The following is an 11798-nucleotide window of genomic DNA, read 5'->3' as shown; positions in this document are numbered from 1 at the left end:
GACGAGGCTGCAGGTCGGACGGGCCCGCGATTCTATCCAACGGTCACAGGTGCCCTGGTGGCGCTATCTAGAATCCGCCGATGCTCGCGCTGCTGATCGCCTTCGTCGTGTCGCTCGGCGTCACCCTGTTCGTGGTGCACTTCGCGCGCGGCCACCAGCACTTCTTTCTCGATCACGAGCTGTCGGGCCCGCAGAAGTTCCACGCGCGCCCGGTGCCGCGGGTGGGGGGGATGGGTATCTTCGTCGGCCTGCTGTTCGCACTGGCGCTGATGGGGTTCCAGTCGCCAGAGGGGCGCCTGGGCCTGCAGCTGATGGCCTGCGGCTTGGTGGCGTTCGCCGTCGGGCTGGTGGAAGACATCACCAAGCGCGTCAGCCCCCTGAAGAGGTTGCTCGCCACGGCTGCGTCGGCGCTGCTGGCGGCCTGGTGGCTGGGGGTGGCCATCGACCGCACCGACATCCCGGGCCTTGACTGGATCGTGGCGATGGGCGTCGGCTCGTGGCTGCTCACCGTGCTGGCGGTGGCCGGCATCGCCAACTCGGTGAACATCATCGACGGCTTCAACGGCCTGGCGTCGATGTGCGTGGTGATCATGCTGGGCGCCCTGGCCTACGTGGCCTACCAGGTGGGAGACCCGCTCGTCGGCGCCCTGGCCCTGGCCGGCATCGGCGCGGTGCTGGGCTTCTTCGTCTGGAACTTCCCGGCCGGCCTCATCTTCCTGGGCGACGGCGGCGCCTACTTCCTGGGCTTCTTCGTGGCCGAGGTGGCCATCCTGCTGCTGGTGCGCAACCCCGAGGTCTCGCCGCTGTTCCCGCTGCTGGTGTGCATCTACCCCGTCTTCGAGACGCTCTTCTCCATCTATCGGCGCCGGTTCATCCGCGCCGTGCCACCCAGCATGCCCGATGGCATCCACCTGCACTCGCTCATCTACCGCCGGGTGATGCGCTGGGCGGTGGGCGATCGCAGCGCCAAGGCCCTGACTCGGCGCAACTCGATGACGTCGCCGTTTCTGTGGATGCTGTGCATGCTGTCGGTGATTCCGGCCGTGCTGTTCTGGAACAGCACGCCGTTCATCGTTGGTTTCCTGGCACTGTTCGTCTTCACCTACGTGGTGCTGTACTGGCGCATCGTGCGGTTCAAGTCGCCGCGCTGGATGCGCGCTTTCGTCACGCGGCCGGGGTCCCTGCCGGATTCTTGACGGCCGCGGCAAGCGGCGAAGAGGCTGGGGGTGAGGCGCACGTACGCCCGCCGCTTGAAGACGGTCAGCCAGGTGACCGATCAGAGATGCAGCCTCAGCGAGGCCGCATGGTCACCACGGGCGGTGCAGTTCCTGCGCGACGCCGGGGCGTATGGCACCAGCCTGGGCATCGCCCGCTGCCCATGCCAGAACTCCGACCGGCGGTTCGCGCTCTGGCCAACTGGCAGAACCAGGGCAACTGGCACCGCCCGCACGCAGGCATCGGGGGCGCTGTCGCCAAAAGAACCGCGGCCCGGTGTGTTGCCACACCGGGCCGGGGAATCCAACACACAAGGAAAAAGGCCGGCCAGCAGCCGGCCTTGAGCCACGCTCAGGCAGCCCGCTTGCGACGGGCGCCGATGGCGGCGGCCAGGAGACCCGCGCCGACCAGAGCCAGGCTCGTGGGCTCGGGAACCGCCCCGATGTTCGCGGTGCCGTTGTAGGAGGTGGCACCGTTCACTGTTGCCCGGGTGCCGCTGACCACCCAGGCGTAGTAGGCGGGTGCGCTCAGCAACTGGACTTCGTTGATGAACACCTGACCGCCCGCGGTGGGGGGGGCAGAGGTGGCGATCACCGATCCCAGGGTGTAGCCACCCGAACAAGAGCTCGCAGCAGCGTCGGTGACCACGCCACAACCCGACGTCGTCGTGACGTTCCGCAACTGCACCTGGAACCCGGTGATGCCGCCGGGGGCGAAACTGAATTGCGAGTTGATCGAGAAGCTGCCCGGGGACGGGTTCAGCTCGAAGATCCACACGTCGGTGAAGGTCGTCAGCGCGGTGAAGGCGGCTCCGAACCGCTGGAATATCACTGCGTCTTCCGCCGGCGTCGCACTGTTGAAGCTGCCGACGTAGGTGTTCGCCGGCGAGCCAGCGCCGACCCAGCTGCAGACTTCGCAGGTCGGGCCGGCAATCGCGCTCGACGACCCCAGGGCTGCCAGGGCAAGGGCCGCGCCAGCCGTCAGATTTGAGATTTGCTTCATGGTTTCGCTTCCTGTTGGATGGTTGGTCCGGGGGCTTGCCGCCGTGCTGTTGCCCCAACGCCAGCTAAGCAAAGCAGAAGGCGTGCCAGAAAGAAAAACTCATTAAAAACAACAACTTGAAGACCTTCCAGCGTTCTTGATGACGGCGGCTGTCAGAAATCTCGACACCCGTTTCCGGCCCGCGGCCGACGGCCGCGGGGTCTACAGCCGCTTGGAAAGGGCGCTCGCTTCGTCGCGGATCGCGCTGGCGGCGGTCGGCACCGCCAGGATCCGGTCGAGTTCGCCCTTTGCCAGGGCCTTGTCGCCGGCGTCCAGCGCCAGCCTGGCCAGCTGCAACCGCAGCGCAAGCTCGCCCGGCGCCACCCGCACGGCCTGCTGTTGCGCCTTGATGGCTTCCTGGAGCTTGCCATCCAGCGCGAGTGCCGTCGCCAGCGTGTCGAGGTAATTGGGGTTGTTGGGATCCAGGGCCAGCGCGCGCCGGGCAAAGTCGGCCGCGCCCGGCTTGCGCTGCTGCGCCATCACCCAGGCCAGGTTGTTCATCGCCGGGGCATAGTCGGTTCGGATGGACAGCGCCCGTTCGAACTGACGGGCCGCGCTGTCCAGCCGGCCCAGACCCAGATGGATTTCGCCGAGGGTGTAGTGCATCTGGCCGTGGCCAGGGTTTCGCGAAAGCCAGCCGACCGCAAACTTCTCGGCCTCGCCGCTCTTGCCGCCCAGCACCAGGCTGCCCACGTAGTTCATGGCTAGGTCGTCGCGGTCGTCGGCCCTGGACATGCCCAGCCGATAGACGGCCGCGGCCGCGTCGTAGTTCTTCAGCTTGCCGTGCACGCTGCCTTCCAGCAGGTAGCCGGCGGGCGAGTTCGGGAGTCGGCGCTGCAGGTCCTTGGCGATGCTCATCGCCTCTTTCGAGCGCTTCTGGCTCACCAGAATGTCCACCAGGGCCATGCGGGCAGGGCGCAGCTGGGGGTCCAGCTCGATCGCGCGGCGCAGCTCGGCAACGGCTCCATTCAGGTCATCGCTGTACCGAAGCACCTGAGCCATCCTGACGCGGGCGCCCGCGCTGTTGGGATCGACGCTCGTGATGCTGCGAAAGGTCGACAGAGCCTGCTGGACGTCTCCGGTGGCCAGCTGCATCTGGCCCAGCGCGTCGAGGATCTGCACGTCGTTCGGGATGGCCGCAATGGCTTCTTGGGCCGCGGTGCGCGCAGCGGCGAACTGCTTGCGGCCTGCGTGGAACTCGATCAGCTTGAGCCGGGGGGCAGGCTCGTCCTTGGCGGCGGCAACAGCCCGCTTGAGCGCGTCGTGCACCAGCTCGGGCGACGCGCCCGTCTGCCTGCGCATGTCGGCAAGCAGCAACAGGCCGGCGAAGTTGCCCGGTTCCGACTTGGCGAACGCCTCCGCGCGCTGCAGCGCGGCCTGCGGCTGCCCGCTTCGCAGATCAAGGTCGGCCAGGCTGGCGACGGCCGTCAGCAGCCGCTGGTCAAGGCTGAGGGCCTTCTCGAACGCGGCGCGCGCTGCAGGCAGGTCGTTGCGCGCCAGCTGGACGCGCCCGGCCATGTCGTGGCTCGCGGCCGCGTTCGGGGCCTTCTTCAGCAGCGCCTGCGCGGCTGCCAGGGCCGCATCGAGTTCGCCCCGGCGAAGCCGTGCCGTGATGAGGGCCGAATCCGCCAGGCTCTCTTTCGTCTGCGACGCCAAGGACTCGAGCTGCGTGAACGCGGTGGAAGCGTCGCCCTTGGCCAGGCGCGTGAGCGCCAGTGCCGTGCGCGATTCGGCATCGTTCGGCGACGCTTCGGCGGCCCGGGAGAACAGGGCCTCGGCGTCGTTCAGCCGGTTCAGCTGCAGCGACGCCTGTGCGGCTGCTGCCAGCACGCGCGTCGGGGCGCCTGGCTGGGTGATCAGGGGCTTGATGACGTCCAGGGCCCTGGCGGGTTGGCCAAGCCGAAGGTAGATGTAGGCCAGGTTCGTCCGGGCATTCGGCAAGTTGGGGTCGATCTTCAGCGCCGTCTCGAGGGGTCTTGCCGCCAGCACCGGGCCGCCCGCCTCCCACTCGAGCGCCGACAGCAGCTGCAAGGCGCCAACGTGTTCGGGCTGTGCCTGCAGGACGGACAGCGTGAGCTCCTTGGACTTCGCAAACGCCTTGTCGTAGAACGCAAGCTGGGCGTCGAGAAGGACCGTCGCCAGGCGATCCGGGCCAAGGGCCCGCAGACGCTCGAGTTGCACCTTGCCGCCGGCCATGTCACCCGCCGCGATCCGGGCCACGGTCAGTTCCAGGTGGGACAGGTAGTGCTTGCTGTTGACCTCCAGCGCCTTCTTGTAGAAGCCTTCGGCGGCCTTGGCGTCGCCAAGCCCGTAGGTGTGGATCTCGCCCTTCAGGTGCCAGGCCTCGTAGAGCGCCGTGTCGCGCGCCAGCAAGTTGTCGAGGATCTGCAGCGCAGGCTGGTGCTCGCCGCGCTGGGCAGCGAACCGCGCCTGGGCGATGCGCGCGGGCACGAATTCGGGCGAGCTCGCCAGCACGGCGTTCAGCGTCGTGTCGGCCTTGGCCTTGTCGCCATTCAGCGACCAGGCCATGGCCATGGAGGTCATGAAGGCCGCGTTCGCATCGGCGTTGTTCAGGCGCACGTTGCCATAAGTGGTGATGAGCTTGCGATGCTGGTTGTTCAGCATCAGGGCGCGCGCCAGCAGGGGCATCACCTGTTCCCGGTCGCCACCCTGGTCCAGGCTCTTGGTCAACTCGACCGCCGCACCGCCGGGATCATCGGCGGCCAGCAACGCCTCACCAAGCAGAGTGCGGGCCGTGGTCGAGTTGGGATCCGCCTGCACCGCCCGCTTCAATCGCACGATGGCCGACATCACATCGCTCTTGGCCAGATCGGTTCGCGCTTCCTCCGTCAGGGACTGCGGCGTGTCTGCTCCGCAACCCAGCAATGCCACGGCGGCCACGGCGGCAATGGCGGCACGTGCGAATCGTGGCATGGCTGGGTGCTTCATCTGTTCAGGCGGGCGAGGGCGGGAGCGGTGCGTCGAGGATACGGCTTCTTCGGATGCTGGGGCACGGCAAGAATCGGTCGAACAAGGCACCGTGGCCAACCGTTCAACGGTTTGGCCGAGCAATCCTTCGCGGTCGGCGCCAGGGCGGAAGCACCGCCGGGGCGATCCGCGCGCTCCATCACGGGTGCTTTCGCCAGCGGCAGTCGATGGTGGCATGAAGAGGGCGTGTGTCCAGTGTGATGGATGCTCGCCACGGGTGCTTGTGCAGCTTTTTCACGCTGCCAGCCGATGCAGAGTTCGGTTGCACCGGCTTGTGCAGCCCTGGGCTGCGCCTGGGGCAGTTCCGGGCCCGGCCTGCGCTTGCGGGCGATAATCCGCGCCAATGACCGACCCCCAACCGACGCATCCGACGGGTGCCGAGCCGGCTGCCGAGCCGCCGCTGTTCAGCACGCTGCCGCTGGATCCGAAGCTCCTGCGCGCCGTGGCGGACAGCGGCTACACGGCCATGACGCCCATCCAGGCCAAGGCCATCCCCATCGTGCTGGCGGGCCGCGACGTGATGGGCGCCGCGCAGACGGGCACCGGCAAGACGGCGGCGTTCACCATTCCGCTGCTGCAGAAGATGCTGCGCCACGAGAACGCCAGCATGAGCCCGGCGCGCCACCCGGTGCGCGCGCTGGTGCTGGCGCCCACGCGCGAGCTGGCCGACCAGGTGGCCGAGAACGTCAAGAAGTACGCCAAGCAGACGCAGCTGCGCTCGGCGGTGGTCTTCGGCGGCATCGACATGAAGCCGCAGACGCTGCAGCTCAAGGCCGGCGTCGAGGTGCTGATCGCCACGCCGGGCCGGCTGCTCGACCACATCGAGGCCAGGAACGCAGTGCTGAACCAGGTCGAGTACGTGGTGCTCGACGAAGCCGACCGCATGCTCGACATCGGCTTCCTGCCCGACCTGCAGCGCATCCTGTCCTACCTGCCCAAGGCGCGGCAGACGCTGCTGTTCAGCGCCACCTTCAGCCCCGAGATCAAGAAGCTCGCCGCCAGCTATCTGCAGGACCCGGTGCTGGTGGAGGTGGCGCGCCCCAACGCCACCGCCAGCACGGTGGAGCAGCGCTTCTACAGTACCACCGACGACGACAAGCGCGCCTTCATCCGGCAGCAGGTCAAGGCGCGCGACATCCGCCAGGCCATCGTGTTCGTCAACAGCAAGCTCGGCGCGGCGCGGCTGGCCCGCAGCTTCGAGCGCGACGGGCTGCGCACGCAGGCCCTGCACGGCGACAAGAGCCAGGACGAGCGCCTGAAGGCCCTGGCCGCGTTCAAGGCCGGCGAGGTCGACCTGCTCGTGGCCACCGACGTGGCCGCGCGCGGACTGGACATCGCCGACCTGCCGGCCGTCTTCAACTTCGACGTGCCCTTCAACGCCGAGGACTACGTGCACCGCATCGGCCGCACCGGCCGCGCGGGCGCCTCGGGGCTGGCGATCACGCTGGTCACGCGCGACGACACGCGCCTGGTGGCCGACATCGAGAAGCTGATCAAGAAGAAGATCGAGCTGGAGCCGGCCGAACTGGAAGACGACCGTCCGCCGCGCCGCCGCGACGAACGGCCCTATCGCCGCGACGACGACGACGCGCCGCGTGCCGAGCGGCCGCCGCGGCCGGATCGCCCGCCGCGCCCCGTCGCCCCGCGGGCGCCCTCTGACCCGATCTTCGACAAGCCCTACGAGCCCAGCGCCCCGGCCGACGCACCGCCGGCCTGGGAAAGCGCCAAGGCGGCCGCGCCGGCGCCACGCGCGCTGTCGCCCAACATCCGGCCCAAGCGCAAGGTCGGCGCTCTGCTCGGCGGCGGGCGCTGAGGCCGCGGCTCAGCCGGCCAGCCAGGCGAAGACGGCTGGCAGCCGGTCGGGCAGCGCCAGCGGCTGGCGCCGCCAGGCGGCCACGGGGGCGCTGCGCGTGAAGCCGCCCTCCAGCGTGAGGCCCACGCTCACCGACAGCCGGGTCGTCGGCTGCAGCCCCTGCACCAGCGCCTGCAGCAGCGCGGCGTTGCGGTAGGGCGTCTCGATGGCCAGCTGCGTCTGCGCGAGGCGGCGCGACGTGGCTTCCAGCTCGCGGATGCGCGCCGTGCGCGACTCGGCCTCCTGCGGCAGGTAGCCCACGAAGGCGAAGTTCTGGCCGTTCAGGCCGCTGACGGCCAGCGCCAGCATCAGCGAGCTCGGGCCCGACAGCGGCTGCACCGGCACGCCGGCCTCGTGCGCCGCGGCCACGAGCAGGCTGCCGGGGTCGGCCACGGCGGGCAGCCCGGCTTCGCTGAGCAGGCCGAGGTCGCGGCCCTGCAGCGCCGGCGCCAGCAGGGCGCGCCAGTCGACGGCCGCGGTGCCCGGGCGCGGGCCGCCCTTGGGCGGCCGGGGCAGCTCCACCAGCTGCAGCGCCTGCAGCGGCTGCGCCAGCGGCACGTGCTGCGCCACGCGCTTGAGCAGCGCGCGTGCCGACTTCGCGTCTTCCACCACCCAGTGCTGCAGCGCGGCCGCACGGGCCAGCACGGCCTGGGGCAGCACGGCGTCCAGCGGCGTCTCGGGGGCGCCCAGGTCCAGCGGCGCCGGCACCAGCCACAGCGTGCCGGGCGCCGTCATGCCGCGGCCAGCGGGTCGATGCCGGCCTCGCGCAGCAGCGCGCAGGTGCGGATCAGCGGCAGGCCCACCAGCGCCGTCGGGTCGTCGCTGTCGATGGCCTCCAGCAGCGCGATGCCCAGCGTCTCGCTCTTGGCGCTGCCGGCGCAGTCGTAGGGCTGCTCCGCACGCAGGTAGTGCTCGATCTCGGCCGGCGCCAGCGCACGGAAGCGCACGCGCACCGGGGCCAGCAGGGCGCGCTCAAGGCCCGGCGCGACCACCGCCACGCCGGTCTGGAAGACCACGCTGCGCCCCGACAGGCGCGTGAGCTGCGCCACCGCGCGCTCGTGCGTGTGCGGCTTGCCGATGGGCTCGCCGTCGAGGTCGGCCACCTGGTCGGAGCCGATCACCACCGCCCCGGGCCGGCGCGCGTGCACGGCGCGCGCCTTGGCCAGCGCCAGGCGCAGCGCCAGCGCGGCCGGGGCCTCGCCGGGCAGCGGCGTCTCGTCGACCTCGGGCGACAGCACCTCGAAGGGCAGGCGCAGGCGTTGCAGCAGTTCGCGCCGGTAGCGCGAGGTCGAGGCCAGGATCAGGGCAGGGCGCATGCCGCGATTGTGGCCGCCGCAGCGGCGCGGCCGGGCTGGCTACACTGCCTCCGCTCGCAGCCCGTTGCCCCTGGTCCGGCCCCGCTGGCCCCGTGGCGCCACCGGCGCCCACCCGCCCGTTCCTCCATCGCCCGAGCCCGCACGCCCCCCGACCATGGCCCGCGAACGCCGCACCGACCCCCTGGCCGCCCCCGCGGCGGCGCTGTGCCGCGATGGCGAGACCCTGCTCGGCGCCTGGCCGCTGGCCGAGTTGCCGCGGCTGTCGGCCAGCCTGTTCGTGCCGCCGGCGGCCGACGAGCGGGTGGGCTGGCATGCCCGCTTCAGCCAGGTGCAGCCGGTGGCCGGGCCGCCCCAGCCCTGGCTGGAACTCGAAGCGCACGCTCACGTCACCTTGCAATGCCAGCGCTGCCTGCAGGCCCTGCAGCAGCCGCTGGTGCTGGAGCGCCGCTTCCGCTTCGTGGCCAGCGAGGACGAGGCCCAGCGGCTCGACGCCGACAGCGACGACGACCACCTCGTGCTGGAGCCGCGGCTGGACCTGCGTTCCCTGATCGAGGACGAACTCATCCTCGAACTGCCGCTCGTGCCGCGCCACGAGGGCTCCTGCCCGCAGCCGCTGCCGCAGCCCGAGCCCGCCGAGCCGGCCGACGAGGCGCGGCCCAACCCGTTCGCGGCGCTGGCGGCGCTGCGCAAGGCCGGCGACCCCGGCTGACCCGCGCCCGCCTGCGCTGATATACTGGCGGGCTTTGCGACGCGGACCACGCGCCCTGAACCAGGGCTGCTGACGGCGCGGCGCGCGGCCTGCGGCCTGCTGCAGGCGTACCCTCGCAGCCCTCGCGGCTGCCCACTTTGCCGCTTCCAGCCGCTACGGAGCCCAGCCATGGCCGTCCAGCAGAACAAGAAGTCGCCGTCCAAGCGCGGCATGCACCGCTCGCACAACGCCGTCGCCGCCCCCGGCACGGCCGTGGAGCCCACCACTGGCGAGGTCCACCTGCGCCACCACATCAGCCCGACCGGCTTCTACCGCGGCCGTAAGGTCCTGAAGACCAAGGCCGACGCCTGACATCGCCTGCGCTGCGGCCCGCCGTGAGCGCTGAGCATTCCCCGCGCGTCCGCATCGCCGTCGACTGCATGGGCGGCGACCATGGCCCGACGGTCACGCTGCCGGCCTGTCGCGCGTTCCTGGACAGCCACCCCGGTGCCGAGCTGGTGCTCGTGGGCACCGAGGCCGCACTCGCGCCCGCAGCCGGCTGGGCGCGCTGCACGCGCGTCTTCGCCACCGAGGTGGTGACCATGGACGACTCGGTCGAGGTTGCCCTGCGCCGCAAGCGCGATTCCTCGCTGCGCGTGGCCCTGCAACAGGTCAAGGACGGCGACGCCACCGGCGTGCAGGCCTGCGTGTCGGCCGGCAACACGGGCGCGCTGATGGCCGTGGCGCGCTACATCCTCAAGACGCTCGACGGCGTCGACCGCCCGGCCATCGCCACCGTGATGCCCAACCGCAACGACGGCTATACCACCGTGCTCGACCTGGGCGCCAACGTCGACTGCACGCCCGAGCACCTGCTGCAGTTCGCGGTGATGGGCAGCGCTCTGGTGACGGCGGTGGACGGCAAGGCCGAGCCCGTGGTCGGCCTGCTCAACATCGGCGAGGAAGCCATCAAGGGCAGCGATACCATCAAGCGCGCCGGCGAACTGTTGCGGGCGGCGGGCGAGGCCGGGCAGATCCGCTTCCACGGCAACGTCGAGGGCAACGACATCTTCAAGGGCACCGTCGACGTCGTCGTGTGCGACGGCTTCGTCGGCAACGTGCTGCTGAAAACCAGCGAAGGCCTGGCCTCCATGCTCAGCGACTTCATCAAGCAGGAGTTCACGCGCGGCCCCTTCGCCAAGCTGGCGGCTCTGGTGGCGCTGCCCGTGCTCAACCGGTTCAAGCGCCGGGTCGACCCGCGCCGCTACAACGGTGCTGCGCTGCTGGGCCTGCGCGGCCTGGTGTTCAAGAGCCACGGCTCGGCCGACGCCTACGCCTTCGAGGCGGCGCTGGCGCGCGCCCACGAGGCCGCGGCGCACCGCCTGGTGGACCGCGTGCGCGACATGATCGTGCCGACGCTGCGCGCCATGCCGGGTACGGCCCCCCAGGACGCCTGATGAGCACGGTCTACTCCCGCATCACCGGCACCGGCAGCCACCTGCCGCCGCGCCGCCTGAGCAACGACGACATGGCCGCCATGTTGGCCGAGCGCGGGCTGGAGACCAGCGACGCCTGGATCGTCGAGCGCACGGGCATCCGATTCCGGCACTTCGCCGACGAGGGCGTGGCCTGCTCCGACCTCGCGCTGCCGGCCTGCCGGGCGGCGCTGCAGGCCGCGGGGCGCCGCGCCGAAGACGTCGACCTGATCGTCGTCGCCACGTCCACGCCGGACATGGTGTTTCCCTCCACCGCCACCATCCTGCAGAACAAGCTGGGCGTGCACGGCTGCCCGGCCTTCGACCTGCAGGCCGTGTGCTCGGGCTTCGTCTACGCGCTGACGGTGGCCGACGCGATGATCCGCACCGGCGGCGCGCGCTGCGCGCTGGTGGTGGGCGCCGAGGTCTTCTCGCGCATCCTCGATTTCGACGACCGCACCACCTGCGTGCTGTTCGGCGACGGCGCGGGCGCCGTGGTGCTGGAGGCCAGCGCCGAGCCCGGCATCCTGGCGTCCGACCTGCACGCCGACGGCCGCCACGCCGGCATCCTGTGCACGCCGGGCACGGTGGCCGGCGGCCAGGTGGTGGGCTCGCCGCTGCTGCGCATGGACGGCCAGGCCGTCTTCAAGCTGGCCGTGGGCGTGCTCGAGGACGCCGCGCGCACCGTGCTGGCCAAGGCCGGCCGCGCCCCCGAGAGCCTGCACTGGCTGGTGCCGCACCAGGCCAACATCCGCATCATGCAGGCCACCGCCCGCAAGCTGAAGCTCGCGCCCGAGCGGCTGGTGGCCACGGTGGCCGAGCACGGCAACACCTCGGCCGCCTCGGTGCCGCTGGCGCTGGACGTCGCCGTGCGCGACGGCCGCATCCGCCGCGGCGACAGCGTCATGCTCGAGGGCGTGGGCGGCGGCTTCACCTGGGGTGCGGTGCTGCTCGACTTCTGAGAGTGTGAGAGGCCAACCAATTCACCCGCCTAGGCCCCCAGAACAGCCCCAATCTAGGCGCGAAACGAAGCCGGGTCGGGGACCCGGCGAGGCTTCGCAACGACGAGTGGGGCTGTTCTTGGGGCCTACCCGAAGGGCTGGGGTGTTCAAGGGCCCTGCGCGTCGTTGTGTCGCTAGCCCGCACAGGCGTGCGGGCGTCGCGCCACGCCTGGCTCAGGGCCCTTGCACACCCCAGCGCGGGCGCATTGGATGGCCTCTCAC

General features: G+C 70.9%; 10 protein-coding genes. 6 read left to right on the top strand and 4 right to left on the bottom strand.

Features of this window, described 5'->3' with window-relative positions:
- Window positions 1-80 precede the first annotated feature (80 nt).
- Window positions 81-1196, top strand: a complete 1116-nt coding sequence (locus tag O9280_RS17365; protein WP_298345839.1) for a glycosyltransferase — start codon at window positions 81-83, stop codon at window positions 1194-1196.
- A gap of 370 nt (window positions 1197-1566) precedes the next feature.
- Here O9280_RS17365 and O9280_RS17360 read toward each other — a convergent pair whose 3' ends face one another.
- Together O9280_RS17360 and prsT are read right to left on the bottom strand one after the other, a co-directional pair.
- Complete coding sequence (locus tag O9280_RS17360) at window positions 1567-2217, bottom strand: PEP-CTERM sorting domain-containing protein (RefSeq protein ID WP_298345836.1); 651 nt, start codon at window positions 2215-2217, stop codon at window positions 1567-1569.
- Window positions 2218-2418: 201 nt separating this feature from the next.
- A complete protein-coding gene (prsT, locus tag O9280_RS17355) occupies window positions 2419-5190 on the bottom strand; it encodes an XrtA/PEP-CTERM system TPR-repeat protein PrsT (RefSeq protein ID WP_298345833.1) in 2772 nt (923 codons plus the stop codon).
- Between the two features lie 397 nt (window positions 5191-5587).
- Between prsT and O9280_RS17350 the strand changes: the two genes are divergently transcribed.
- On the top strand, window positions 5588-7057 hold the full coding sequence (locus O9280_RS17350) for a DEAD/DEAH box helicase (RefSeq protein ID WP_298345830.1): 1470 nt from the start codon (window positions 5588-5590) through the stop codon (window positions 7055-7057).
- Between the two features lie 9 nt (window positions 7058-7066).
- On the opposite strand, the gene O9280_RS17345 is transcribed toward O9280_RS17350, so the two are convergent.
- Complete coding sequence (locus O9280_RS17345) at window positions 7067-7831, bottom strand: SAM-dependent methyltransferase (RefSeq protein ID WP_298345828.1); 765 nt, start codon at window positions 7829-7831, stop codon at window positions 7067-7069.
- The gene (locus O9280_RS17340; protein WP_298345825.1) at window positions 7828-8412 is read right to left on the bottom strand and encodes a Maf family nucleotide pyrophosphatase; all 585 of its coding nucleotides are present in this window, start codon (window positions 8410-8412) and stop codon (window positions 7828-7830) included. Before O9280_RS17340 ends, O9280_RS17345 begins: the two co-directional genes overlap by 4 nt.
- A 154-nt stretch (window positions 8413-8566) precedes the next feature.
- On the opposite strand from O9280_RS17340, the gene O9280_RS17335 reads away from it, so the two are divergent.
- From O9280_RS17335 to O9280_RS17320, 4 genes are all read left to right on the top strand, one after another.
- Window positions 8567-9121, top strand: coding sequence for a YceD family protein (locus tag O9280_RS17335; RefSeq protein ID WP_298345822.1), 555 nt, complete (start codon window positions 8567-8569; stop codon window positions 9119-9121).
- 168 nt (window positions 9122-9289) lie between these two features.
- Window positions 9290-9472, top strand: coding sequence for a 50S ribosomal protein L32 (rpmF, locus tag O9280_RS17330; protein ID WP_014430300.1), 183 nt, complete (start codon window positions 9290-9292; stop codon window positions 9470-9472).
- 23 nt (window positions 9473-9495) lie between these two features.
- Complete coding sequence (gene plsX, locus O9280_RS17325) at window positions 9496-10557, top strand: phosphate acyltransferase PlsX (RefSeq protein WP_343228777.1); 1062 nt, start codon at window positions 9496-9498, stop codon at window positions 10555-10557.
- Window positions 10554-11537, top strand: a complete 984-nt coding sequence (locus O9280_RS17320; protein WP_298345893.1) for a beta-ketoacyl-ACP synthase III — start codon at window positions 10554-10556, stop codon at window positions 11535-11537. The genes plsX and O9280_RS17320 overlap by 4 nt, the downstream gene beginning before the upstream one ends.
- Window positions 11538-11798: the final 261 nt, after the last annotated feature.

It is taken from the genome of Silanimonas sp. (assembly GCF_027531545.1).
GTDB lineage: Bacteria > Pseudomonadota > Gammaproteobacteria > Xanthomonadales > Xanthomonadaceae > Silanimonas.
This window is presented reverse-complemented; position numbering and strand designations above follow the sequence as displayed.

Coding starts and splice junctions, on each gene's coding strand:
- O9280_RS17345 (WP_298345828.1), bottom strand. CDS start 7,831: ATGACGGCGCCCGGCACGCTGTGGCTGGTGCCGGCGCCGCTGGACCTG.
- O9280_RS17335 (WP_298345822.1), top strand. CDS start 8,567: ATGGCCCGCGAACGCCGCACCGACCCCCTGGCCGCCCCCGCGGCGGCG.
- O9280_RS17365 (WP_298345839.1), top strand. CDS start 81: ATGCTCGCGCTGCTGATCGCCTTCGTCGTGTCGCTCGGCGTCACCCTG.
- O9280_RS17340 (WP_298345825.1), bottom strand. CDS start 8,412: ATGCGCCCTGCCCTGATCCTGGCCTCGACCTCGCGCTACCGGCGCGAA.
- O9280_RS17350 (WP_298345830.1), top strand. CDS start 5,588: ATGACCGACCCCCAACCGACGCATCCGACGGGTGCCGAGCCGGCTGCC.
- O9280_RS17360 (WP_298345836.1), bottom strand. CDS start 2,217: ATGAAGCAAATCTCAAATCTGACGGCTGGCGCGGCCCTTGCCCTGGCA.
- rpmF (WP_014430300.1), top strand. CDS start 9,290: ATGGCCGTCCAGCAGAACAAGAAGTCGCCGTCCAAGCGCGGCATGCAC.
- prsT (WP_298345833.1), bottom strand. CDS start 5,190: ATGCCACGATTCGCACGTGCCGCCATTGCCGCCGTGGCCGCCGTGGCA.